This is a genomic window from Deinococcus pimensis DSM 21231, from assembly GCF_000519345.1.
Lineage (GTDB): Bacteria > Deinococcota > Deinococci > Deinococcales > Deinococcaceae > Deinococcus_A > Deinococcus_A pimensis.
This window is the reverse complement of sequence record NZ_KI912637.1, coordinates 214607-239159: the sequence shown is the minus strand read 5'-3', so window position 1 is coordinate 239159 and position 24553 is coordinate 214607. Positions and strand designations below refer to the sequence as shown.

The window sequence follows — 24553 nt, the reverse complement described above, 5'->3', positions numbered from 1 at the left end:
CTCCGATGATGCCTCATGCCTTGAGTCTTCTTAAAGACGGTCCGCACGGAGCATGCGACGCCGGACCTAGTTCGTACAAATTTTTGCGACGTGGAGAGAGCTTCCGGCAAATCACTGCTGCAAATCTCACTCTGGAAGGCACACCGTGACGCACTCCCTTCGTCTACAGTTGCTGGTGCGCCGCGCAGCGAACTCCGGTACGATCGCTACTTGGTTCAGCTTTGTCAGTCGTACGCTTTCACTGTTCGTTGTGCTGCCCGCCATTCTCCAGCTCTTTAGCACAGCGCAGATCAATCTCTGGTACCTGTTGCTCTCCTTCTTGACTTTCGCTGCTGCCTTCGACTTCGGGTTTAGTCCGACCTTCGTTCGCCTGCTCTCCTATCGGCAGGGTACCTCCAAGGAGCCGGGCACTACACGAGGCGAACGACGCGAACTGACCAGAGTCATGCGGCGGCTCTATCGAGTGATCGCCATGGTTGCCTTGTTATTCTCGGCTACCATTGGCACTCTGTTTATCGCAAGTAAGATCACGGCGTTTGGCGGTGCCCAGCCAGTGTACTGGTCCTTGTGGGCGCTGTGTATGTGCTCGGTAGCGCTATCGCTGTACGCTGGCTTCTACTCCTCACTGATGGTGGGCAATGGGAAGCTCGTTGCGCAAAAACGGCTTGAGGCGGCTCTATACACGGTGTTTGTGCTTGCCACCATTGTCGCAACTTATCTCTTTAAGAATTTCGCGCTCTCGTTCCTGCTCTTCCAGGCTCCTGGAGTGCTGTTGTTCTTCATCTACCGCGCCTTCGTACGGCGCGACGAGGATCTCAGCTTTCTGCTAACTAGCACGGACGAGGCCGCCAAACGTGACTTGGTGCGAGAAGTCTTGCAGACCTCATGGCGCTCAGGCGTGGGCGTAATCTTCTCCAATGGAATTCTCCAGCTCAGCCCGGTCATCTACTCGCTGTTTGTTGGTGATCACCAAAGCGCGGCCTACGCCCTGTCACTGCGTCTGCTCAGCACGATCAGCCAGTTCTCGCAGGCACCCTTCTACAGCAGAATCCCCGAGTTGTCCCAAATGCGTTTCCAGAAGCGCATCGTCGACCTGAAACGCCTCGGTATCCGTAGTCTGTACCGCTCATTGAGCGTATATGCTGCCTGCGCCACCGCATTCGTTTTGGCAAGTCATCTGATAACGGACCGGATTGCCGTGAATGCCCAATTTATGGCCCTGGGACCATTGTCGGTCCTGGCCCTGGCGTTCCTTGTGGAGCGCTTCGGTGCCATGCATCTCCAGCTCTACTCCACGGGTAATCGCATCATCTGGCACTGGCTCAACGGTGTAACAGGAGTGATGATTTTCGCTCTCTTCTTTTCAACGCGGCAGTTCTTGGGAGAGTACTCGTTTCCTCTGGCGATGCTGATTGCCTACGGTCTGATTTACACGCCCGTATCGCACTACCTTTCGGTGTGTTCCCTGGGCGCTGGAAGTCAACGAGCTCTATGGGTCAGCTTAATCACGCCTAGCCTCATCTTGATCGTGCTAGCGGCGGTCATAAGGGAACTGGCGTGACCGGTACCGACTTCGCGGCATTGCTTGGCATAGCTGAATACAACTCATCTCTTCGGGCAGGGCATGGCGCTGATTGCGCCATTTATCTAAATGCTCGTGGCCGTGAGGGATCGATGCTTGTTCCTGAGGATAAGCATGCCGTAGCAAAGAAAAATCTGCTTGGAGCACATCATGTGTAAGTCCGTCACACAGCACGCTAAAGGCTTTAGGGTGCTGTACATCTCACAAGAAGACCTGTCGGAGAACAACTCAGGCGCGAAGATCCGTAACCGCTCGACTGTTGAAGCGTTCCGTCGTCTTATCGGAGTTGAGGTCATCGTTGCCCAGCCCTCTCGCTCAAACGATGATAATACCCGCCCGGCAATACGGAAAAGCATCCCTTTTCGCGCGCGGCTTCTGGCACTGACTTTCGATCGTGAGTACAACCCGTTCGTCACCGACCTGCCCACTGGACCGTTCGATCTGATCGTCGTGAGCTACACCTACTACGCCTACATCCACGCGTTCGTGCGTCGGCGCTGGCCATCGGCTCGCATTGTCCTTGACTGCCACAACATCGAGACCGATCTGAAACGGCAGATCCTGTCCAACTTCCAGTCTCCGGGGAACTTCGCCAAGTATCTGGCGATACATGCCACTGAGAAGCAGTACTTCCGTCGCTACGACGAACTATGGCTGACCTCGGAGACCGACCGCCACACGGCAGTGACACGCTTCATGGTCCCCAAGCACCGAACCCGTGTCATACCGAACTCCATCTCCATGCCCGATACCGTGCAGACGCCGAGCAGCATCCAAAGGCGGGTCGTCTTTTTTGGCTGGATGGGCACCGAGCAGAATCACGAGACGGGCATGAGGCTACACGAGATCTACCGCCGCATTCAGCACGAGTCTTGGTGCCCTGAATTCTACATTGCCGGCAAAGATCCCTCCTCTGCGCTCATGGCGCTCTCGGACGACCGCTTCCATGTCCTCGGCGGGTTCGCTTCCCTGTCTGGCCTTCTGACAACGGGTTTCGATTTGCTCGTCATGCCTATGGATCTTGGAGGAGGGACACGCTTGAAAGTGCTCGATGCCGCAGCGGCCGGTCTGCCGGTCCTCTCCACGGCCAAGGGTGTCGAAGGGCTCGACCTCGTACCGAATGTGCACTACCTACGCGCAGAAAGCACTGATGAGTTCGTCAAGTCGCTCCGTCACATCTACACACTTCCTACACGAGAAGCGCTGACGAGGCTCGAAAATCTCGCCCACGGGGCCTTCACCATGATGCATGACCGGTATTCGGTGAGGGCACTTTCGAGTCGCTTGGCCGAGGCTCTGGCAGGAGTGCCAACATGACGCGGCTTCTTATAAACGCCCAAGCTCCAAGCGGGCATGGAATTGACCGCTACGCGAGGGAGATCGTGTCGAACCTCCGTGCCAAGACTACGGAGACTATTGACGTCCTACGACACGAGCGCGATGGGAGAAGCCGCCGCGAGGAACTGGGTGGCATTTTTCGCCTTAACCAAGCACTTCTTGGTAATTACGAGGTCGTTCACTCGCTGTATTTAGGGTTTCCCATGGTGAAGCGCGCTCGCCGTCGTGTCTTGACGATACATGACGTAATATTTTTGGACCACCCGCAGCACTTCTCAGGACTGGCGCGTCGCTACATGCAGCAGTCGTTTGCGCGGCAGATTGCATGGGCGACTGATATCGTGTTCATCTCCGAGCATGCACGGCGCCGCACGAGCGAGCATTTCGACGTCCGCTCCACACATACCCACGTCATCCACCACGGCTGTACACCTCGTTCGGCACAGCCCACTAGCTTCACGCCTCGCCTGCTGCAACTCGGGCTCGATCATCGCCCCTTCCTGTTCTACGTGGGCACGTTTAAACCCTGGAAGAACGTCCCGAGGATGCTCGAAGCCTTTTCACAGTTGACGCGCGAATTCCCTGATGCTCGGCTCGTTCTGGCAGGCAACCCCGCAGCCAATGACGACCGTGAGACTGTGCTCGCCCTGGCTCGGAAACTCGGTTCGTCGGTGATCATCGCCGGGCCCGTTACCCAGCAGGAACTTGACGTGCTGTACAGGCACGCCCTCTCCCTTGTGTTCCCGTCCATCGTGGAGGGTTTGGGTCTCCCTATCCTCGAGGCCCAATCTGCAGGAACGAACTGCATTACCTCTCGCGACTCTGCAATGAGCGAGGTCGCGCCACACAACGCTCTGCTGGTCGATCCTCTCTCGTCCGAGGAGATTGCGCAGGCCATGCGTACTGTGCTGAAACAACCGAAGAAACGACCAGAAATTAAGTATTCGATGCAGTGGCCGGAGGTCATCGACCGGTACAGGAGTGTCTATGGAATCTAGTCGCACAAAGGTACTGGTCGTTCTCGAAGCCTGTCTCGGAGGAACACGGCGTCATGTTGTGGACCTGATTAGCGGGTTGGGAGATCGCTGTGAAGTGACACTGGTCTACAGTATGCACCGCGCAGACACGGGCTGGGCCGCGTTCATTGAGGATCTGGAGCGCGAGGGTCGGGTCCGGCTGATATGCGTCAACTCAATGCGTCGCAACCTGCACCCCATGCACGATCTCATAGCTGCTCTGCGACTTCTGCGTGTCGCCTTGTCCGAACGGTACGACGTCGTACATCTACACAGTGGCAAGGCCGGACTTCTCGGACGCTTGATTTTGCCGTGGTACCGTCGCCGGACCGTTTACACGCCCAACGCGAGTCCTGCGCTGCTCAACCCGGTCTTCGCGACGATCGAACGGTTGCTTTCGCGAAGCCTGAACGCAGCCGTCATCTGCGTGTCCCCGAGTGAAAAGGACGAGCTCATGTCGCTCGGTATTGTGAAGTCGAGTAACGCGGTCGTTATCAACTCAGGCGTCAACATTCCATCGCTAGCTTCCGTCGTGCAGCCCTCAGCGGCCCGATATGACGTTATTGGAGTGGGCCGCATTACAGCTCAGAAGAACTGGCAGAACTTCGTACGTGCCATTGCCGCACTAAAAGAGTCTTATCCAACGTTACAAGTGGTGTGGGTGGGTGACGGCGAGGAGCGGGCTGAGATGGAGTCACTCATCTCCGGACTTGGGCTCTCGAATACTCTGCAGGTGGTCGGGTGGGTGAATGACGTTACGCCATACTACCGTCAGACTCGCTGCCTGTTCTTATCGAGCTCGTACGAATCCTTCGGTTATGTCACTGCGGAGGCGATGTCATACGGAATTCCCGTCTGCGGAACCAACACCGCTGGCACCCGTGACCTCATCGTTGATGGTGAGACCGGATTTCTCGTGTCACTCGATAACTCGCAGGCTGCTGCTGAGGCACTCGGTCGCCTTCTTGCGGATTCGGTTCTTTGGAACCAGATGAGCAGAGCCGCACGAGAACGTGTCATTAAGCACTTTGAGGTCGGCACCATGTGCGACCAGGTCTATAACCTGTATCGATATCTCTCAAGAAAAGGAGCCGATTTTGAAGCCCAAAGTTTCGGTGATCACAATATCGTACAACTCGAGTCAGCTGATTGAAAATACTATCAAATCGGTTACTTCACAAACTTACCGCAATGTTGAATATATTGTTGTTGATGGCTTGTCTGACGACGGTACGAGGGATATTCTAAAAGCGAATCGCTCGAAAATTCATACTTTAATCTGCGAAAAGGATACGGGAATTTCAGATGCTTTTAACAAAGGTATTCGAGCATCAACCGGCGATTTAATTATATTTATGAACTGTGGAGATGTATTCGCTTCAGACGAAATTATTGAAGAAATAGCGCACTCCTATGCGCGATTGAAATGGAGATGGGCCATCGGACGTCATCGAATAGTAAGCAATGAAGGCGTAGTTATACATACATCTCAAGAGATTGCAGTATTTTCGCGCAGAGATTACATGGTCTTGAACAAATTTTGTCACCAGGCAATGGCAATGGAACGAACTGTGTTCGAGGATTTTGGATTGTTCAATGAATCCTATAGAATCGCAATGGACTTCGAGTTGATTTTAAGGATATCTACAAAAATTTCCCCATACATGCTAGATCTAATGATTTGCGACTACTTAGATGGAGGTCTTTCGGCTCAGTCCAGAAAGAAGACACGAGAGGAAGAGGTTAAGGCAAAAAGAGAAGTTGCTGGCTATAACTCTTTCGACATTGCCCTAGATGAAATCGAGTTGGTTATAATGCATAAACTTCTCCCCAGAGTAATGCGCGTGGCCCATAACGCCCTCAAGGCCTCTTATCCAACTAACAGGTCTAGCTAAAAAGGTAGGCAAGACATGACAAAGAAAGCACTGATCACTGGCATCACCGGGCAGGACGGCAGCTACCTCACCGAACTGCTCCTCGACAAAGGCTACGAGGTCCACGGCATCATCCGCCGCGCCAGCAGCTTCAACACCGACCGCATCGACCACCTCTACCAGGACCCCCACCAACAGGACGCCCGCCTCTTCCTCCACTACGGCGACCTCAGCGACAGCTCCGCCCTCCGCACCCTCATCGAGAAACTCCAGCCTCACGAGATCTACAACCTCGGCGCCCAATCCCACGTCAAGGTCAGCTACGACCAGGCCGAATACACCGCCGACATCACCGGCCTCGGCACCCTGCGCCTCCTCGAAGCCATCCGCGACCTCCGCGAGCGCACCGGTCATCACACCCGCTACTACCAGGCCAGCAGCAGCGAGATGTTCGGCGCCGCCAAGCCCCCCCAGGGCCTGAGCACGCCCTTCCACCCCCGCAGTCCCTACGCCGTCGCCAAGGTCTACAGCTACTGGCAGACGGTCAACCACCGCGAAGCCTACGACCTGTACGCCTGCAACGGCATCCTGTTCAACCACGAAAGCCCGAGGCGTGGCGAGACCTTCGTGACGCGCAAGATCACCCGCGCCGTCGGCCGCATCAAGATGGGCCTCCAGCACAAGCTGTACCTGGGCAACCTGGACGCCAAACGCGACTGGGGGCACGCGCGCGACTACGTCGAGGCGATGTGGTTGATGCTGCAGCAGGACGCGCCGCGCGATTACGTGATCGCGACGGGTGAGGCGTACAGCGTGCGTGAGTTCGCGCAGCGCGCCTTCGCGCTGGTGGGACTGGACGCCGAGGCGTACATCGAGGTGGACCCGCGGTACTTCCGCCCGGCGGAAGTGGACTACCTGCTCGGGGACATGCAGGAAACGCGCGAGCAGCTGGGGTGGAGCCCGAAGACGAGCTTCGAGACGCTCGTCAAGGAGATGGTGGAGCACGACCTGGAGCTCGCGCGTCAGGAGAAGACGCTGATCGACGCGGGGCATCAGATCGCCCTCAAGGGCGTCGGAGCGCAGTGATCGTGCGAGGCTTCGAGGACCGGGGTGCCCGCATCTATGTGGCGGGCCATCGTGGACTGGTGGGCAGCGCGCTGATGCGCCGCCTGCGCGCGGACGGGTACGAGCACATCATCACCCGCACGAGCCGTGAGCTGGACCTGCGGGATCAGGCGGCGGTCCGCGCGTTCTTCCAGGAGGAACGCCCGGAGTTCGTGTTCCTCGCGGCCGCGAAGGTGGGGGGGATCCTGGCGAACAGCACCCTCCCGGCGCAGTTTCTGTACGACAACCTGATGATCGCCGCCAACGTCATTCACGCCGCCCACGAGTTTGAGGTCACCAAGCTGCTCAACCTCGGCTCGTCGTGCATCTACCCGCGTCTGGCGCCGCAGCCGCTCCAGGAAACGGCGCTGCTCACCGGTCCGCTGGAGGACACGAACCGCGCGTACGCGATCGCCAAGATCGCCGCGATCGAGTTGTGCGACAGCTACCGCAGGCAGTACGGGCGTGACTTCGTCAGCGCGATGCCGACGAACCTGTACGGACCGGAGGACAACTTCGACCTGCACGGCTCGCATGTGCTGCCGGCGTTGATGCGCAAGATGGTCGAGGCGAAGGAGCGTGGCGCCCCCTCGGTGGAGATCTGGGGGTCGGGCACGCCGCTGCGGGAGTTTCTGTTCGTGGATGACCTGGCGGACGCGTGCGTGTTCATCATGCGTGAGGTCTCGGAGGCGGGACCGATCAACGTGGGCACGGGGGTGGACCTGAGCATTCGGGCGCTGGCGGAATTGATCGCGGAGGTGGTGGGGTTCCGGGGGGAGCTGGTGTTCGACGCGGGCAAACCGGACGGGACGCCGAGGAAGCTGATGGACGTGTCGCGCCTCTCGAAGCTGGGGTGGAGCGCGCGGGTGGAGTTGCGTGAGGGCATCGAGCGCACGCTGGACTGGTACGAAGCGCGTCTTGTAGCCCGACAGATCCGCGTGTGACAGGAAATCAGGAAAGGGATCTTATCGTGCAGAGCACCATGTCCAACACAACGTCTCCACACGTTCCGAAACTGTCCGGACACTTTCTCCGCAGTGGTTTGACTTCCGCTTTCCTCCTGCTCGGGGATACCATGGCCCTTTCAGCCGCCCTCTATTGTGCAGGCGGACTGCGTCACGCCCTCTTCGGAGCCGCTCTGGTCCCCCAGTGGGCTGGACTGCTCGTCCTTTTTTGGGTGATCGGCGCGCATTCACGTGGCCTGCTGCCTGGCTGGGGTCTCGGCGCTCCCGAGGAGCTCCGTCGACTTACCAGCCTCGTCGTCACTACATTCGGCGTGACGACGCTCGTGCTTTTCTTGCTTCGACAGGGTGCGGACCAGAGCCGACTGGTACTGGGGGTAGGCTTCTTCGTGGCATGGCCACTAATTGTGCTGACCCGCAACCTCACGAAGCAGGCGCTAATTCGCGCGGGCATCTGGGGCGCCCCCACGGTGGTATACGGCTCGGACGAGGTGCTGATCAAGGCGCTACAGGAAAACCCGGGGTTCGGTTACCGCCCCGTTGGCATCTTCTGCCGGATGCACGAGCGGGGAAGCGTTGTGTGTGGCATCCCCGTAATTGGCTGCCTAGAAGAGGCCACGCCCGTCGCGAGCGTCGCGATCGTCGCGTCCCTCGGTGCGACGCGCGAGGAGCTCGTGCGGCTCCTCGACGGTCCCGTGAGCCGCTACCGCACGGCCCTAGTCGTGCCAGACCTGTTTGAGGTGCAGTCCTTATGGGCACAGACTCGTGACGTCGGCGGCGTGCTTGGTCTGGAGCTCACCCGCAACCTCCTTGATCCCGCAGCTCGCTTTGGGAAGCGGGCCTTCGACCTCGTGGGCGTGCTGCTCTCCGCGCTGTTCTGGGTGCCGCTGTGCCTGCTGCTGGCCCTGCTGATCTGGCGCGAGGACCGCGCGAACCCCCTCTTCCTGCAGCAGCGCGTGGGTCGCCACGGACGGATGTTCCGCACGTGGAAATTCCGGACGATGGTGCCAGATGCGGAGGGCGTGCTGCAGCGTCGCCTCGCGGAGGACTCCGTGATGCGTGCGGAGTGGGAGGCGAACTTCAAGCTCAAGGACGACCCACGCATCACGCGGATCGGGAACCTCCTGCGCCGCACCAGTCTGGACGAACTGCCACAGCTCGTAAACGTCGTGAAGGGAGAGATGAGCCTTGTGGGGCCGCGTCCTCTCCCCCGTTACCACGCGGAGGAACTGCCGGAGAGCACGCGGGAGCTGCGGGCGCGGGTGCGTCCCGGCATGACGGGCCTGTGGCAGGTGTCCGGCCGGTCGGACTCGGGGACGGCAGGCATGGACCGCTGGGACCCGTACTACGTTCGTAACTGGAGCATCTGGCTGGACCTCGTGATCCTCGTACGGACGGTGCGGGTGGTGCTCCGCGGCAGCGGCGCGTATTAAGCCTCTCGAACAGGGCCCCTGGGAAGAACTCTGGGCGACCTCTGCTCTGCCACGAGCTAAAGCACGACATTTCTGAGACAAGGGCATTCCAAGATGAGCAGGACCTAGGCATTCATCCTCATATGTAAGAGCTCTGTTAGTCTTTCATAGATATACTTTCACCATGTCCAACCCCGACCTCACGACGACCCTCGAGCGTTCGATGCTGACCGTCACCTCTGCCCTCGGGGGCCGCTCCCTCCGTGCCACGCTGGAGCGCGCGCTGCTGCGCCGCCGTGAGGCCCGCGCCGAGCAGGCGCGGACGCGCGAGTTCGAGACGGCACTGCGCCGCTGGACGCAGGGCTGAACGCACAGAACTGAATCGAAGAAGGGCCGCTCAGTTCAGAGCGGCCCTCCTCCTGTGGCATTCCTCAGCCCGGTTCGGCCTCGGGCTGCGCATCCACGGCGGGCGGGGGTGCCTGCTCCAGTACCCTCGCTCGCCTCGTCGGCAGGGAGGGCACGCCCCCCAGCGCGAACGCCGCGAGCATCGTCCCGGGGATCGCCGTGAGGTGACTGTCGTAGAAGCCCGTGAAGGCCAGCGCGAGGAGCGCGGACGACCACGCGAGCGCCGCCACGTCGCGCGCGCCGCGCAGGACGCTTGTGAGGAGCGTCAGCAGGAACAGCGCAAGCCCGGGCGTGCCCAGCTCCGCGAGAATCTGGTAGTAGTCGCTGTGCGCGTAGTTCACGAAGAGCTGGTCCACACTGCCGGGCACAGTGTTCTTCGCGCGGCGGTACGGGCTGAACTCGGTCGGGAACTGTGCAACCCCAACGCCCCGCTCGGGGTGGGCCTTCCATACCTGATACGGGAAGTAGTGAATGGCGTGGCGGATCTCCAGGAAGCCCTCCAGCGACTGGGACTTGATGCCGACGCGGTCCTTGTACGCCGCGAACTGGGCCTGGCCCTGTGGCGTCTCGAGTAGCCAGCCCACGCTCAGGCCGCCCGCCACGGCGAGCACTGTGAGGAGCACGCCGAACCACACGCGTTTCGTATACGCCCACACCACGAGGGGCAGGAGCGCCGCGAGCATTACGGCAGGGATGCTGCTGCCGTCCGTGTGGAGGTTGAGGACCTGCACGCCCGCACCGAGCGCGAGGAGGGGCAGCGTGTGCCAGCCCGGGCGGGTGCACAGCAGGATCGTGCTGACGAGCGCGGCGGGCATGATGAGGTAGCCGCTGAAGTGACTGGGGTGGAAGTACGGACCGGTGAGGTACTTCTCCGGCGTGCCGTCGAGCGCCTGGAAGCCGGGCACTGTAACGCCGCGCGCCTGCATGACCCCTACGACGACGGCGGCGCCCGCCGTGAGGAGGGTGACGCTCAGGACGGCGTTCTGCCGGGCTCGGGTCGTGGCGGTGAGATGCAGCGCGAGGGCCGTGCCGATCACACACGTCCACACGCCCGCCCAGCGCTGCGCCTCTATCGTGTCGGCAGCCCAGGTGGTGCTCGCCCAGATCCAGCCGAGGAACGCCACGGCGGCGAGCACCCACAGGGGCTGACCGACGGTGGCGCGGCCCCGCACGCTCGCGGCGACGAGCGCGAGGGCGAGCGCGGTCGAGCCGAGCAGCGTGAGGCCCGCCATGCCCCACCAGAAGGTGCTGCCCTGCGCGAGCGGCCCCCACGCGACCGCGAGGAGCGCGACGATCAGCGCGAGGACCTCCAGCGCGGACGAGAGGCGGGCCCTCACGAGGAGCTCCCCAGGCGGCGCAGGCCGTCACGGCACGTCCGGTCGTCGATGAGCTCCACGCAGCGCGTGTACGCCCGCCGCGCCTCGTCCCTGCGGGTGAGCGCTTCGAGGATCTGCGCGCGTTCCAGCCAGTAGCCGCCGTTGTTCGGGTCGAGCCGCAGCGCAGGCTCCAGAGCCCTGAGGGCGTCCGTCCAGCGTTCCTTCGTGACGTACATGCGGGCGTGCTCGTAGTGCGGCAGGGGCCAGTGCGGACTGACGGTGGCGGCACGGTCGAAGGCCGCGTCGGCCTCAGCCTTCAGAGCCGCCGTGTCGCGGTAGTACCACAGGGTCCGTGCAAGCGTAGCGCGCTGCAGTTGCAGGCGCGCATCGCTCGGCTGGCGAGCGGTCGCATCGCGCAGGAGGCCGAGCGCGCGGTCGAACTCGAAGTCACGCACGTCCTTGGTGGCCCGCTGGGCGATCTGTTGAGCCCGCGCGTCACGGACAGTGCGTTCGGCGAGAAGGCCCAGCGCGCCCACGACGGGCAGCAGCAGGAACCACGGCGCGGGCAGCGTGCGGGAGGCGGGAGGGGTGGGGTCTGGGGTGGCGGTGGGCACGGCGGGACCTCCTGCGGGCATGAAGAAGGCCGCCCGGAAAGGAGCGGCCCGGGGAGTCTGGGGCGGGTCAGGTGCCGGGCGTGCGGGGCGTGACCGGCTTGAGGGCCTGGTCAGCCGCCTTGTTCGCCGCGGCGGGGTTCTGGATGATGTTGTTGAGCTGCGTCATGTCGTTCACGGCGAGGTTGGGGTTCGCGGCGATGAGCGCGGCGACCTGTGCGTCCGTGAGGGTCTTGCCGGTGGCGGCTTCCAGCACGGCACGGGTCACGAGGACCGCCGAGACGGGCGTGTTCGGGCGGGCGACGAGGGCGGTGAGCACAGCCGGGGACACCTTGAGCTGCGAGAGCAGGCGCTTGAAGTTTGGGCTGTCGGGCGAGAGCGCGGCGATCTGCGCGGCGGTGATGGTCACGCCCTTTGCCTTGGCGAGGGCGATGATGACGTCCGTGCCAGTGAGGGCTTCGGCGGCGAGCGAGACGCCGGAGAGCAGGGCGGCGGTGGCGACGAGGGTGAGCGTCTTGAGCTTCTTCATGGCGGTCCTCCTGGAACGTTCCCTCATTATAGCTTCCTGAGATTCTTCAAGGAACGAAGGTTTTCGTGTTTGCCGGAGCGCCGTACGTGTACCCGTAGTAGCCCGCAACGTCGTTGCTAGTCGTTTTGTTCAGCACGAGGCCCAGCACGTTCACGCCGGCCACGCTGGCGTTCTGGAGGTTGCGCTCTACGTCCGCAAGGCGCGTGTTCCCGGCCTCCACCACCAGCAGCACGCCGTCCGTGTGGGGCGCGATCGCGAGGGTGTCCGGCAGGGCCAGCATGGGCGGCGAGTCGATCAGGACGACGTCGTAGCCCTGCGACCACGTGTCGAGCAGCGTCCGGAAGCCCGGCTGGCTCAGGATGCCCGCCGTGCCCGTGCGGCCGCCCTGCCCGGCGGGCAGGAGGTCCACGTTCGGCCCGACGCGCGTGGCGTGCGCGCCCTCCGGGTTGAGGTACGCCCCGGCGACCGTGGTGGCGGGCGCGCGGCCCGGCACGCTGCCCATGAGGGGCACGAGTTCCTGCGCGGCGGGGTTCCACAGCTTGTGCTGCGTGGGGCGGCGCAGGTCCGCGTCGATGATCAGGACGCGCTGGCCGGTCGCGGCGAAGGACGCGGCGAGCGCGGCGGTCACGCTGCTCTTGCCCTCGTGCGGGTGGGCGCTCGACGTCACGAAACGCTTCGCGGGACGCGCGGCGAGCGCGGAGAGGATGTTGATGCGCAGGAAGCCCACGCTCTCGTACAGTCGGCCCGCGCGGCTCGCCTCGATGATGCCTCCCGTGAGCTGACGGCGGCGCAGCAGCGGCAGCTGACCCAGCAGGGGCACGCCGAGCCCGAGGAGGTCCTGCGCCTCGTTCACGCGGCGGCGGAAGGCGTCGACGAGCAGCGTCCCGCCGCACGCGAGGAACAGCGCGAGCAGCCCGGCGAGGGCGCTGTTGCGCGTCGGTTTCGGCGAGACGGGCCGGGTGGGCGCCACGGCCTCCGCGACGAGCGTGAGGGTGCCCGTCGCGGCAGTCTGCAGCACCGCGACCTGGGCGAGGTTCTGCAGCACCTCGCCGCGCGCGGCGATAAGGCTCTGGCGTTCCAGGCTGTCCTTCGGGGTGGCGTTGATGCGCTGCGTGAGGGAGCGCAGCTGCTCGCGCAGGGAGGCGTTGCTGCGGCGCACGCCCTGGAGGGCGCGGTCGGTGTCCCAGGCGAGCAGGGCGTTCATCCCGGCGTCCGCGAGGGCGCGGGCCGCCTCGGGCGTCTCGGCGAGGGCGTGCAGTTCGTACACGCCGCGCTGCGCCGCGTCGATCTTGGACTTCACGCTGAAGCGCGCGAATTTGCCGCTTCCGAGTTCCGCTTCGAGGCTCTGCGCGATCTTCGCGGAGAGGTCGGCGGGCAGTCCGGACGCGGCGACGCGGCGGTCGATGTCCTGAACGACGCGTCTGCTGCGCAGGGCCTGCTCGACCGCGCCGTCCGGGAGGGGGGGGGCGGTGACGAGCGTGTTGCTGACGACCGTGTTTCCGACGCGGTCGTAGGAGGCCATGGCGCTCGTGACGGCCTCGTAGGTGGGCGCCTGGCGCTTGGTGAGGTAGTAGGTGCTTCCGGTGACGAGGCCGACCGTGACCAGGATGGGCACGGCGGACCGGCGGAGGGTCCCGAAGACCTGCCGGAGGTCGATCTCGTCGACTTTCTGTGTGGGTGCGTTCTGGGTCATGAGAAGTCGGCCTCGTCCAACGTCCCCGAAGGTTACCATTTGATAAACGCCGGTGTAAGGCCAGATAAAGGTTTCACACTCATTTTCATGTGTTCGCCGCGTGTCCCCTCATGAGAGGTACGGCGTGGCGACGCATGTGAAGATCTCCTCAACGTATCCTGAGGCGTGCCGTCCTTCATGTCCTACCAGCAGCACGCCAGCGTCATCACGACCGACCTGGGCAGCGAGGTGGTCCTCCTCCACCCCGACACGCAGCAGATGTTCACCCTCAACGAAGCCGGACGCGCCGTGTGGCTGGCCCTCCCCGCCACACGGGAGGCGCTGCTCGCGCACCTCGTCGGCACCTTCGACGTGACCCCCGACGAGGCGGGCGAGGACCTCGACGGGCTGCTCGAACGCCTCGACCGGGCCGGGCTGGTCCGCACGACGTGAACGTGGACGTGCCGGTCCTCGGTCGGACGCTAAGTCTGCGCGGCATCGCGCCGGACCTCGCGCGCTGGCTGCGGACCTACTGGGACTACCCGGAGCATCGGCTTCCCACCCACCCGTACACCGTCGTGGTGGAGGTCGAGGAGGGAGAGGTCACCCCCGCGGAGCGGCACGGGAGTAGGCGCCACCGCCTCCCCGTGTTCGACTTCGAGCTCGACGTCGTCTCCTTTCCCGGGGGCTTCCGCTGCGATACCGACCCGGGCGCCGTGACCTGTCTCCACGGACCCGACACGACGACGGTGCGCGTGCGACCCACCGGAGCGTTCTCCGCGCCGCTCGGGGCCGCCATGAACCTCGGCGTGAAGGAGGCGCTGCGGGTGAGCGGCCTCGTGCCCCTGCACGCCGCCGCGACCCGCTCGGCGCGCGGGGTGACGCTCTACCTGGGGCCCAGCGGCGCCGGGAAGAGCACTACGATGCTGCGCGCCCTGCGCGCGGGCGCCCTGCCCGTCGCGGAGGACTTCGTCTGGTGCGACGCGGCCACGTTCACGGCGTACGGCTGGGACCGGGAGCTGCGGCTGCTGCCCGGCAGCCTCGCGTTCCTTCCCGATGGGCTGGACGTGGACGCGCTCACGCTGCACCCGGACGGTAAACGGGCGGTGTCGTATGGCTCCGTGGCGCCCGAGGGCGCGGGACGTGCCGGCCCCGTGAGCCGGGTGGTGGTCCTGCGTCCCGAGGCGGGGGACCCGACGGCGGAGGCGGGGCCTGCCACGCGGACCCTCGCGCTCGCCCTGTGGGAGGCTGCGGGCTTCCCGCTCGACGCGGGCGCGCAGCGCGTCACGGCGGACTTCATCTCGCGGCTCGGGCCGAGGGTGCAGTTCGAGTCGGCCCGGGCACGCGCCTACGAGGTGACGCCGTGACCACGGAGGTCCCCACGCCGACGATCACGGGGTTCCTGACCGGAAGGACACCGGGGCTGCCCCGACCGGAGGTGATCCGCCGCGCGCGCCTCGGGGCGTACGTTTACGCGCGCCTCCCCGCCGGCACCGAGGGCCGCGACGTCTTCCGCCGCGACTACCTATCGGGCCTCGCGCAGCATCACGCGCGGCGCGCGGAACTCGTGGAGCTCCTGCGAGTCTGGCATGCGTCGGGCATCGAGGTGCTGCTCTTCAAGGGCTTCGCGCTGGCCGAGTGGGTGTACCGGGATCCCGGGCAGAGACCTTCCCAGGACGTGGACGTGCTCGTGCGGCCCGGCGACGAACGCCGCGCCCTCTCGCTCGCGCGGGAGGCGGGCTGGCGCGTTGGGTGGGACGTGGAGCACTCCGTGGAGCCTCACAAGCACGAGGTGTTCAAGCTGCTCAGCCCGAAGGGCTACGTGGCGATCGACGCGCACCGCCGTGTGCTGCACAGCCACACCCGCTTCCACCGCCAGCAGGCCCGCATCACCGGGCGGGTCTGGGAGGCGTCCGTGCCGGTGGACTGGCAGGGCGCGCGCGTGCGTCTCCCCTCCCCGGAGGACACGGTGGTGGTGGGCCTCGCGCTGCAGCGCGGCTGGGGCGATCACTGGCGGGTGCGACCGCACGACTACGCCGACTTTGAGGCGGTGATCGCCCGGTACGGCGTCACCTCGGAGGCGCTGGACGCCCGCGCGCGGGAGCTCGGCGTGGCCCGCTCCTGGCGGCTGTTCCGGGACCGCTGCGATCCCTTCTGGAAGAACCTCTCGCTCGCCGCGCCGACGTTCCTCGGACTTCAGGCGCTGCGCTGGCGCGTGCTGCCCGAGCGCCCGGTCTTCTGGGAGCGTCCCCTCGCGGAGGGCCTGAAGCGGGCCACCGCGACCGTGGACGTGCTGCGCGAACTGCCCGGCGTGCTGCGCGTGAACCACCTCCTGAAGGAGCCCCTGCCGCTCGACGAGCTCATGACCCGCGTAGACGCGCTGTGCCCCCGCCGTGGCAAGGGCGGGGGCTCGACCGGGTACGTGGTGAGGGGCGTGCACCATTCCCTGAAGTTCCTGCGAATCCGGCAGGGCGGGGACTGTCTGCCGAGGGCTTTGGCAATCTACGCAGCCCTGAGGAGGCGGGGGGACTCGCCGACCTTCTGCTCAGGCGTGCGGATCGAGGATGGACAGGTGGAGAGCCACGCTTGGATAGAACTTGACGGGAAGCCGGTGGTGGACTGGTATGAGTTACCAAATGGTTCGCCTTATAAATTGAATTTCGCATGGCAGGCGTAAAAAAATTGCTCTAGCGTCTGTGCGGCTGAGGTCCTCCCTGGTACGCTTCGTTCGTGACGGACTCCAGCCAGGATGCCCTCCCAAACGTCCTTTACCGCAGCGCTCAGTGGCTGCGACAGGTCTTTCCAGACGGGGTTCCTGAGCAGCAGTACCTTGCACTTCTCGCTGTGCTCGCCCCCGAATTCTCGGATCGGCAACTCGCCCTGCTCGTCGCTCACCTCACTGGACGCGACGACGCTGCCATGCTCAATGACGTGTACCGAGTACAGGCCACCCCAGCTGTTGAACTGGACCTTGAACCTGTCCGACAGCACTTGAACGTCCACGGCTTCCCTGACGCCCTGGACGCCGACGGCTCACGCTCCAGGTAGCCACAACAGCACGCACGCCACGAGCACCACCGCGAGGAAGTTGCGCCCCCGCTTCTCGTACCTCGTGGCCATCGCCCTGAAGTCCTTGAGGCGGCCCGCGAGCCGCTCCACGACGTTCCGGCCAGCGTACTGCTCGCGGTCGAAGACTGGGGGGCGACCTCCTTTCGCACCGCGTTTCACGCGGTGGAACCGTGCGTCTTCACGTTCCGGGCACACGCAGCGTGTTCCTCGTCGCCGGAGCTGCTGTCGGTACTTCCGCGCGCCGTACGCACGATCTACGCGCAGGACTGGGACGTGCTTGCGTGGGCGTCCAACCCCAAGGCGTGGAACGCGAATGGCGTCGAGCACGGGGAGCAGGTACGTGCCGTCCGCGCACTGCCCTGGGCTCAGGACGACAGCCAGTGGGCGGGCGTGTCCGTCAGCGCAGAGGTGGAGTTTGGTGGTGCGTCCCCCTCGGGTGTGACCCAGCCATTCCCCGTCCAGCTTGGGACGGGGGTCGTTGATAGCCGCGCGTGTCCTTGCGCCTGTGGCGCTGCGATGGGCACGGATGTGGGTGCTGTCGAGCGCGGCACCGTCCCAGTCGATTCTCCCCTCGTGGTCTGCAAGGGCTTGCAGCGTCTGGAGGAGGCGCAACCACGTGCCGTCGCGTTCCCATCGGGCGAGGCGGTCGTGACAGGTGCGCCACGGTCCGTACCGATCGGGGATGTCACGCCAGCGGGCAAGGCCCCAAACCGCTTTGGGGCCTGTTCTGCCCAAGACAGGGCGCTCCGACCTTAATGCGCCAGAGGAGGCCACCACGGACGCGCCGATGGTCGGCGTAGGGGTGGCCTCGCCTGGGGTTGGCGGGCAAGTGCTGCTGGAGGGCGTGCCACTGCACTTCGGTGAGGTCTGTACGACAGGACAAACCCCGACGCTACCCGCTTGTCATGAGTTCAGTTGCACAGACGCTAGCGCTCAACTTAAGTAGTTGAGCGCTAGAGCAAAATACTAATTCAGTCTAGCACTACAGGGCGAGAGAGAGGTTTTGTCAAAAGCCTGGATTCTTGCGTAAACTTTTGTGCCGTTTGCAAAAGATTTTGAGAAATTTCCATTAGAGTCAATATTTACAGATCCAAGAGAGGTTGCACAGCCGTTATCGCTATAGAAATAGATGATGTAATTGGGTAGCATAGCCGAAACATTTTTAGCGGTGGGATTATTGCCGTTACTTACCGAAATTTCAGTGGTGGTTAGCACTGGCATAGGAGCCTCGGTGACGGTGACCGCAACGTCGGAGTTTGCCGCAAGTTTTTTACTGTCGGTCACGGTTACACGGTAGGTGTAAGCCGCGCCACTAGCATCAGTGTACTTCGGCGTCCATGAGAAGACGTTCTTTCCATTCACAACAGACGAACCCAGATTATATATCACTGTTCCAGCAGCGTTGCTCACGCTCGCTGAATACGTGACGCTATCCCCATCAGGGTCACTGCCGGAATATGCGAACGTCAACGCACTACCCTCAGCAACACTTACCGACGCCGGGACCGCGTTGCCGTTCACGTCCGTCACGCTCAGGGTGGGCGCGCGGTTCGTGTCGTTGACGGTGATCGTGATGTCCTGCGTGGCCGTGCTGTTCGCCGCGTTCTTGCTGTCCTTCACGGTGAATCGGACCGTGTAAGTACCCGACTGGTTGTAGTCTGGCGTCCACAAGAACGCACCCGTGTCGGCGTCGATGCTCGCGTTAGCAGGGAGCGCTTGCAGACCGTTGTTCACTAAGAGGTTCGCACTGTATGTCAGCTTGTCCCCGTCGCCACCCTGTGCGCGAGGCAACACATCTTCATCGGAGGCGACCAGCGTGAACGATAGTGTCCCCTTTTCCGCCACGGTCTTGTTCTCAGGGCTCGTGATAGTGGGCGCACGGTTCATATCAGTGACCGTCACAGCGATCGGAACCGTGGTCACGCTGTTGGACAGATTCCTGCCGTCATTTGCGGAGATGCGCAGCGTGTACGCGCCGGACTGGTTGTAAGTCGGCGTCCACGAGAAAACGCTCTTCCCGTTCAGTGTCGAGGACGTCAAGGTCTGCACCACCGTACCTGAGGTATTGAGTACGCTCGCGGAGTACGTGACCTGGTCGTTGTCCTGATCGCCGCCCGTGTACGCAAATGTCAACGAGCTGTTTTCCCCGATCGTGGCCGTCGTCGGCACCGCATTCCCATTGACGTCTGTCACGCTCAAGGTGGGGGCGCGATTAGTGTCCGTCACGGTGATGCTGATCGTCCGGCTGTTCGTGGCACCCTTCTTGTCCGTCACCGTGAAGCGGATCGTGTAGGGCGAGGCGTTCGACTGGTCGTAGTCGGGTGTCCACGAGAACGCGCCGGTCGACGCGTTGATGCTTGCGTTCTTCGGCAGGTCCTGGGCGACGCCACCAACCATCAGGTTGGCGCTGTAGGTTAAAACATCATCGTCGACGCCCACGTCCGCGTCGGAAGCGCTGAGCGGGATCGATAGGGGGCTTCCCTCGGCGACGCTCCGGTCACTGAGGTTCGTCAGGACGGGCGAGCGATTCGCGTCTGCGACGTTGATCTGAACATCTGCGGAGACGGGGTTGTTCCCATCCGTCACGGTAACCCGTGCGTAGTACGTGCCCGCTTGGTCGTACCCGGGTATGAAGGAGAGCGCGCCCGACTTGGCGTTAATGGTCAGGTTGTCGGGGAGCGCACGCTTGTTGGGCGTATTCGTGATGCTGTAGGTCAGGGTGTCGTCATCGTCGTCCCGGGCACTGATTGGCGACGTGACGGCCTCGCCTTCCTTTCCAGCGATCGTCGTGGCTGTCGTCAAGACAGGCACCGTGACATCATTCACCGCGAGTGTCATGGACTTCGTATCGGACGAGCCGTCACCGTTTGTGACACGGAACTGTAGCGATACGTTTCCGGCCTGCTGGGCTCCAGCGGTGAAGGAGAAGGCACCAGTCTTTTCATTCAGCGTGGCGCCGCTGACGGGTGTTAGCAGCTCGTAACGAGTGATCGGGCTCTTGTTGGGTGAGGTCGTGAGGGAAGTGAGGTCGAAAACGATGGTGCCCATCTCGCTCACGCTCTTGTCCTGCAGCGCCAGTACGGGCGGCGCGAGGAGTGATGTCAGCGTCCCACCTGCCGGGCCCGACACGCGAAGGTTAGGGAGCCGGACGGGAGTGCAGGTCGTTGCGATCGTGCCTCCAGCCGAGCAGTCCAAAGAGGTGTCCTTGTCCTGACCAACGAGGACGACGTTGACCTTCGGCTGCTTCAGCGCCTGCGCACGCGCGATGACGGGTCCCGTGGAACCCGCCCCCTGCCCCTCCTGAACTCCGCGGGTCACTCGGTATTCCGAGTCGGTGACCAATGTGGAGTTCCAGCTGAAGGAATAAATGTCCTGACCAGAAATCGTACTTCTGGGCAATCGGAAGGCAACAACCACTTCCCCGGTCTCGCCGGGTTTGATCGATCTCGACCCTGTCGCCTTGTTGCGGTAGGTAAATCCGTAGGGAAAGACGGTCTGATAACCGTTGGTGGGCAGCGTGGTCTGCAACGTGGTGAGCACTGGTGCCACGTCGGGTTCGTCATATGCAACGTAATCAGACGTAGCGCCCTGCGCTTTGGTGAGATCAGGATCCGGGACGCCAAGCACGGGGACGATGCTGCGCACCACAGCGGGATCGGTGGAAGGCGTTCCGTTGTCGAATACCGGGTTGGAGAGCGCCGTGTAGTTGCTATTGAGGTAGGACGTCCGATTGATACCGAGCATCGTCGCGTTCGTCAGCGTGACATCAGTGCTGGTGTTCTGCAGCTCATAACGAGCCCACAGGATACGGTAGTTCCCGTCGTCGATGATCCCCTTGGCCTTGGTGGTGACGGTGTAGGGGGACGTCGCCTTGGAGACGGCCTGGGACGTCACCCCCGAGGACACGTCCACGCCGGTGCGGACATCGGCGTTCCCGACATCTTCGAAGGAGAGCGTGATGAACGTGGGTTCAGCCGTCGTCGCCAGGTTTGCGGTCACCGGAGCAGCCGGAGTCGGTGTGGTCTTGCCAGTCTCAGGCGTCGGGGTCGTCGTTGAGGTCGTGGCAGGTGTTGGCGTCGAAGCGTTGGAGGGCGCCTCAGGCACACCCGATTGTGTTCCACAGGCGACGAAGCCGACGGCGAGGAGGGCGCTGAGCAGGAGCGTGGATCGTTTCATGGAGCCTCCGGAGCACTTGGCGTGGAAGGTAACTTCCTCGCGTTCTCCAGAGCGATGCACGCTTGATCGTGACACTTGCCCGACGGCAGACGACATACGCAGAAACGCAGTCATGTGCCGTCCGCCCTGCCCGCCGTGAAGTTCACGGAGACAGAACTGCTGGAGGGTACGCTTGGTAGCTGTACGTCCTCGGGCCGGGCTCACCACTAGCTCCACCAATCCCAGGTGACCGCGTTGGGGATTAGGCTTCTACGCATCCCGAATTGTCGTGCACTCCCGATACTAATTGGGGTGCGGTGAGAGAGCTTCGCTGATTTGACCGGTTGAGATCAGGTCAGCATTCGCCGACGTCAGGTCCACCGCCGTCAATGGTCCCCAATACAGTGCACTGCCGGGTGATGTTCGACCAGAGGCCTACCTCCACGAGTTCCGGCTTGAGGTAGGGGCGTCGCTCTCGGGCGACTTCAGGTGGGTTCTCGTGTGTAGGGCTTGTTTGCTGCATGCGTCCTCCGAGACGACGTGGACTATCCCTGAGCGGCTGATGAGTATGGCGCGCGGCAGGATGTGAGTATTCTAACTTTTCCTTTACGTTAAGTCCATCACATCTGAGCACAGCATGAGAGATGCCCGTGGTGAACGCGAAGGCTCACCACGGGCGCCCGCAGGAAAGGTTAGAACAACGTCGGACTCTTGGATGAACGCTGTCCCGCCACGCCTTGACGGGCATATGACCTTTTGGAACCGAAGGCAACGGCGAATTCAACTGCTTCAAGGGCTTCGATAGGACGAGGAACGCGGTGGCGGGTCAGGAGGGCGACCACGCCCAGCAGGATCAGGGGAACGAAGACCACGACGATCGAGAGGAGGAGCAACGCCGTCAAGACGGTCATGAGGAGTCCTTTCTGAGAGCAGAGGGGATTAACTCAACGTATAACCCGCACCCGCTGAGCTCATGAACGGAATCCCACGAAATCTTCACACCTGTAGTACAGATGAGCTTCTGCGGCGAGTTCAGGAAGAAAATGCGTCCCAGACAGATACCTAAGGCAATGTTCTCTCTCTAAATTGGAGCAATCGTTCATTTCTTGAATTTAAATGAGTATTTTTTCATGTGACCGTACTTTAGGCGTTCGATACTCAATCATGAGAGAAGCACTTCTGAGGTCGTTCTTCGTGCTCTCGATGTCTCTCATAACGACCGTCCATGCGGTTCCCGACACGACCCAGGCGCTCCAGGCAAACGTCCACGGTGTCCCGATCCTCTACCAGTTCGGACGGCTGGACACCGACAACCTCAAGGGCAACGCGTCCATGTCCTCGGCGGGCTGCCTCGTCCGTCTAGACATCACGTCCTTCGTGCGCGAGGGCAGCCGACTCCTCGCGCACGAGGTGGGGCACTGCCTGGACATGTACCTGCTGGGCGGGTCGCACGGCGGCTTCCGGGACGAGGGCCGCGTGTACGGCGACTACTTCGCCGCGCCCGCCGAGGGCTTCGCGGAAGCCTGGGCGGAAGCGTACGTCAGGAAGTGCGGAGACCTGCTCGCCCCGCTGGGCTTCCCAGTCGCGGACGGCACCTGCGAGCCGCCCCTTGCGTCGGACGTGACACCCACCCGGATCGCGGGACCCTGAGCGGCCTCAGGCAGGTTCGCGTGAGGTCCCGGTAGCCCGCCTGAGCCGCGCGTACATCCCACCAAGTGCTTCGAGGTGCGCGGCAGGGCCCTCCTCCACCACGCGGCCCGCCTCCAGCACCACCACTTGATCGCCCGGCCCCACCAAGTCAAGGTGGTGCGTGACGAGCAGGACCGTCCGGCCCCGCGTGAGCTCGTCATACCGCGTGCGCAGTTCCTCCTGCGCGACCGGATCCGACGAGGCCGTGGGCTCGTCGAGGATCAAGAGGGGCGAGGCCCGCAGCAGCGCGCGTGTCAGGGCCAGCGACTGCCACTGCCCACCCGAGAGGTCCGTCCCGCCGAAGGCCGCGCCGAGCTGCGTGTCGTACCCGCCCGGGAGGCGCTCGGCATGCCGCTCGAAACCCGCTTCTTGCGCAGCTTCCCGTAGCTGCCTGTCCGTCACGGCGCCGGGCACACCGAGCGTGGCGTGTTCCCGGACCGTGAAAGCGAAGCGCCCGAAGTCCTGCAGCACTGTCGTGAGACCCGCGCGCCACCGCTCCACCGGGATATCCGCGAGATCCACCCCGTCCACGAGGACACGCCCTGAGGTCGGCCGGTACAGACCCGTGAGGACCTTGACGAGGCTGCTCTTGCCCGCCCCGTTCTCCCCCACCAGCGCGACGTGGCCACCCCACGGGAGGGTGAGGTTCACGTCGTCGAGCGCGACAGTCCCGTCAGGGAAGCGTAGGGTGACGTGCTCAAACACGACGTCGCGCGCCCATGGCCACGGCTCAACGGGTTCTGCAGCCACGTCCGGCGCCCAGGGTGCGACCGCGCGGAGCTTCTCGAAGTACTGCAGATGCCCGCCCAGGACGCCCACGACGACCGCGAGATTCCCGACGCGTTCGCGCAGCGTGACGAGCCCGAAGACGTACACGATCACACCGCCCGCCGCGAGCCGACCCGCCGCGACGTCCCGCGTCACCCACCAGAGCGCGAGGGTCGCGGAGAGCGCGACGAGCACCACGGCGGGCAGCACCAGCAGGAAAGCGCGGACGCGCTCTCGGCGCCCTTCCGCGTGATCTGCGTCGGAGCCCGCGCGGTGCCGCTCCTGAAGGGCGGGCCCGAGACCGAGCAGCAGCACGTCCTTCACGTGCGCGGCGCTCGTCGTGAGCGACGCCACATAGCGCAGCGCTCTACGGACGGGCGCACGGCGCTGCTGACGATGCCACGCGAGACGGTGCGCAACGACGTTCGCAGCGAACAGCGGCGCGGCGGCCAGCACGAGCAGCATGAGCAGCGCGGGATGCAGGCCCACGAGCAGCCACGCGAGCCCGAGCACCGTGACGAGGTCACGGGTGAGCTGCGCGAAGGACGCGACGAGGTTCACGGGCCGGACGGCCGCGAACTGCGCGAGGAGCGTCAGGTCGTCGTGGTGCCGGGGGTCCTCCAGGAGGTGCAGGTCCCGGTGCGCGGCGGTCGCGGCGAGCAGACGCCGCTCGACGTGCGCGGTGAGGCGCTCCTGCAGGCTGGCCTGCGTGGCGCTCGCGAGCTGCGCGGCGAGCTGACCCAGCAGGAACGCCGCGCCCCAGGCGGGCACGAGCCAGACGGGCAGGTCGTGCCGGACGGTGACGGCGTTCACGACGAGCTTCGTGAGGTACAGACTCACGACGGGCGTGGCGCCCTGCAGCCACAGCAGCACGACAAGCGCGCGGGTCTGATGGGGCGCCGCGTCCAGCACGAGCCGCGCCGACCAGGTGGCCGTGCGCCGAAGCGTCCGCGCGGACCGGAGGGTGGACAGGAAGGTCCGGGGGGCGGCGGACTCAATGGGCGTGGCGTTCACGGGTCGGCTCATGCTAGCAGTCCCGCCTCTTCCTCGG

At 63.6% G+C, this 24553-nt stretch carries 22 protein-coding genes and 1 pseudogene; 15 read left to right on the top strand and 8 right to left on the bottom strand.

What is annotated here, in order from left to right:
- The first annotated feature begins 145 nt into the window (after window positions 1–145).
- The 10 genes from DEIPI_RS0109975 to DEIPI_RS0109940 all read left to right on the top strand — a co-directional run bounded on the left by DEIPI_RS0109975 (window position 146) and on the right by DEIPI_RS0109940 (window position 9655).
- Window positions 146–1561 (top strand): MATE family efflux transporter, encoded by a 1416-nt coding sequence (locus DEIPI_RS0109975; protein WP_027481690.1) that lies wholly within the window; start codon window positions 146–148, stop codon window positions 1559–1561.
- Window positions 1558–1740 carry a hypothetical protein gene (locus DEIPI_RS39415; protein WP_169737067.1) on the top strand — a complete coding sequence of 61 codons (183 nt, stop codon included), beginning with the start codon at window positions 1558–1560 and terminating at the stop codon, window positions 1738–1740. The genes DEIPI_RS0109975 and DEIPI_RS39415 overlap by 4 nt, the downstream gene beginning before the upstream one ends.
- On the top strand, window positions 1733–2899 hold the full coding sequence (locus tag DEIPI_RS0109970; RefSeq protein ID WP_157463578.1) for a glycosyltransferase: 1167 nt from the start codon (window positions 1733–1735) through the stop codon (window positions 2897–2899). Before DEIPI_RS39415 ends, DEIPI_RS0109970 begins: the two co-directional genes overlap by 8 nt.
- A complete protein-coding gene (locus tag DEIPI_RS35480; protein WP_084474150.1) occupies window positions 2896–3918 on the top strand; it encodes a glycosyltransferase family 4 protein in 1023 nt (340 codons plus the stop codon). The genes DEIPI_RS0109970 and DEIPI_RS35480 overlap by 4 nt, the downstream gene beginning before the upstream one ends.
- Complete coding sequence (locus DEIPI_RS36565; RefSeq protein WP_084474148.1) at window positions 3908–5089, top strand: glycosyltransferase family 4 protein; 1182 nt, start codon at window positions 3908–3910, stop codon at window positions 5087–5089. Before DEIPI_RS35480 ends, DEIPI_RS36565 begins: the two co-directional genes overlap by 11 nt.
- Window positions 5034–5831, top strand: coding sequence for a glycosyltransferase family 2 protein (locus DEIPI_RS36560; RefSeq protein ID WP_169737065.1), 798 nt, complete (start codon window positions 5034–5036; stop codon window positions 5829–5831). The genes DEIPI_RS36565 and DEIPI_RS36560 overlap by 56 nt, the downstream gene beginning before the upstream one ends.
- A 15-nt stretch (window positions 5832–5846) precedes the next feature.
- Window positions 5847–6896, top strand: a complete 1050-nt coding sequence (gene gmd, locus DEIPI_RS0109955; protein WP_027481686.1) for a GDP-mannose 4,6-dehydratase — start codon at window positions 5847–5849, stop codon at window positions 6894–6896.
- On the top strand, window positions 6893–7858 hold the full coding sequence (locus DEIPI_RS0109950) for a GDP-L-fucose synthase family protein (RefSeq protein WP_027481685.1): 966 nt from the start codon (window positions 6893–6895) through the stop codon (window positions 7856–7858). Before gmd ends, DEIPI_RS0109950 begins: the two co-directional genes overlap by 4 nt.
- Before the next feature lie 38 nt (window positions 7859–7896).
- Window positions 7897–9309 (top strand): undecaprenyl-phosphate galactose phosphotransferase WbaP, encoded by a 1413-nt coding sequence (gene wbaP, locus DEIPI_RS0109945; protein ID WP_045234047.1) that lies wholly within the window; start codon window positions 7897–7899, stop codon window positions 9307–9309.
- 163 nt (window positions 9310–9472) lie between these two features.
- The gene (locus tag DEIPI_RS0109940; protein WP_027481683.1) at window positions 9473–9655 is read left to right on the top strand and encodes a hypothetical protein; all 183 of its coding nucleotides are present in this window, start codon (window positions 9473–9475) and stop codon (window positions 9653–9655) included.
- A gap of 64 nt (window positions 9656–9719) precedes the next feature.
- Here DEIPI_RS0109940 and DEIPI_RS29995 read toward each other — a convergent pair whose 3' ends face one another.
- From DEIPI_RS29995 to DEIPI_RS0109920, 4 genes are all read right to left on the bottom strand, one after another.
- The gene (locus DEIPI_RS29995) at window positions 9720–11030 is read right to left on the bottom strand and encodes an O-antigen ligase family protein (RefSeq protein ID WP_045233998.1); all 1311 of its coding nucleotides are present in this window, start codon (window positions 11028–11030) and stop codon (window positions 9720–9722) included.
- Window positions 11027–11623: a hypothetical protein gene (locus DEIPI_RS0109930; RefSeq protein WP_157463577.1), complete on the bottom strand. Its 597-nt coding sequence runs from the start codon at window positions 11621–11623 to the stop codon at window positions 11027–11029. The genes DEIPI_RS29995 and DEIPI_RS0109930 overlap by 4 nt, the downstream gene beginning before the upstream one ends.
- 67 nt (window positions 11624–11690) lie before the next feature.
- Window positions 11691–12149 (bottom strand): hypothetical protein, encoded by a 459-nt coding sequence (locus DEIPI_RS0109925; RefSeq protein WP_027481681.1) that lies wholly within the window; start codon window positions 12147–12149, stop codon window positions 11691–11693.
- A gap of 46 nt (window positions 12150–12195) precedes the next feature.
- The gene (locus DEIPI_RS0109920) at window positions 12196–13842 is read right to left on the bottom strand and encodes a polysaccharide biosynthesis tyrosine autokinase (protein WP_027481680.1); all 1647 of its coding nucleotides are present in this window, start codon (window positions 13840–13842) and stop codon (window positions 12196–12198) included.
- Window positions 13843–14007: 165 nt separating this feature from the next.
- Between DEIPI_RS0109920 and DEIPI_RS0109915 the strand changes: the two genes are divergently transcribed.
- The 4 genes from DEIPI_RS0109915 to DEIPI_RS42220 are packed head-to-tail and all read left to right on the top strand — an operon-like array spanning window position 14008 to window position 16869.
- Complete coding sequence (locus tag DEIPI_RS0109915) at window positions 14008–14274, top strand: PqqD family protein (RefSeq protein ID WP_027481679.1); 267 nt, start codon at window positions 14008–14010, stop codon at window positions 14272–14274.
- A gap of 2 nt (window positions 14275–14276) precedes the next feature.
- Window positions 14277–15188, top strand: coding sequence for a phosphoenolpyruvate carboxykinase (ATP) (locus DEIPI_RS39410; RefSeq protein ID WP_045233997.1), 912 nt, complete (start codon window positions 14277–14279; stop codon window positions 15186–15188).
- The gene (locus DEIPI_RS0109905) at window positions 15185–16498 is read left to right on the top strand and encodes a lasso peptide biosynthesis B2 protein (RefSeq protein ID WP_027481677.1); all 1314 of its coding nucleotides are present in this window, start codon (window positions 15185–15187) and stop codon (window positions 16496–16498) included. The genes DEIPI_RS39410 and DEIPI_RS0109905 overlap by 4 nt, the downstream gene beginning before the upstream one ends.
- Window positions 16499–16551: 53 nt before the next feature.
- On the top strand, window positions 16552–16869 hold the full coding sequence (locus DEIPI_RS42220) for a DUF3349 domain-containing protein (RefSeq protein ID WP_027481676.1): 318 nt from the start codon (window positions 16552–16554) through the stop codon (window positions 16867–16869).
- Here DEIPI_RS42220 and DEIPI_RS36555 read toward each other — a convergent pair.
- The 3 genes and pseudogenes from DEIPI_RS36555 to DEIPI_RS0109870 form a co-directional block, all read right to left on the bottom strand.
- Window positions 16855–17773 (bottom strand): annotated as a pseudogene (locus DEIPI_RS36555) (IS5 family transposase). The gene DEIPI_RS42220 and the pseudogene DEIPI_RS36555 sit on opposite strands and share 15 nt — an antisense overlap.
- An 83-nt stretch (window positions 17774–17856) precedes the next feature.
- The gene (locus tag DEIPI_RS36550) at window positions 17857–21066 is read right to left on the bottom strand and encodes a putative Ig domain-containing protein (protein WP_169737064.1); all 3210 of its coding nucleotides are present in this window, start codon (window positions 21064–21066) and stop codon (window positions 17857–17859) included.
- A gap of 671 nt (window positions 21067–21737) precedes the next feature.
- On the bottom strand, window positions 21738–21956 hold the full coding sequence (locus tag DEIPI_RS0109870; protein ID WP_027481675.1) for a hypothetical protein: 219 nt from the start codon (window positions 21954–21956) through the stop codon (window positions 21738–21740).
- 253 nt (window positions 21957–22209) lie between these two features.
- On the opposite strand from DEIPI_RS0109870, the gene DEIPI_RS29985 reads away from it, so the two are divergent.
- Complete coding sequence (locus DEIPI_RS29985; RefSeq protein WP_157463576.1) at window positions 22210–22695, top strand: hypothetical protein; 486 nt, start codon at window positions 22210–22212, stop codon at window positions 22693–22695.
- 6 nt (window positions 22696–22701) lie between these two features.
- Here DEIPI_RS29985 and DEIPI_RS0109860 read toward each other — a convergent pair whose 3' ends face one another.
- Complete coding sequence (locus tag DEIPI_RS0109860; RefSeq protein ID WP_157463575.1) at window positions 22702–24528, bottom strand: ABC transporter ATP-binding protein; 1827 nt, start codon at window positions 24526–24528, stop codon at window positions 22702–22704.
- Window positions 24529–24553: the final 25 nt, after the last annotated feature.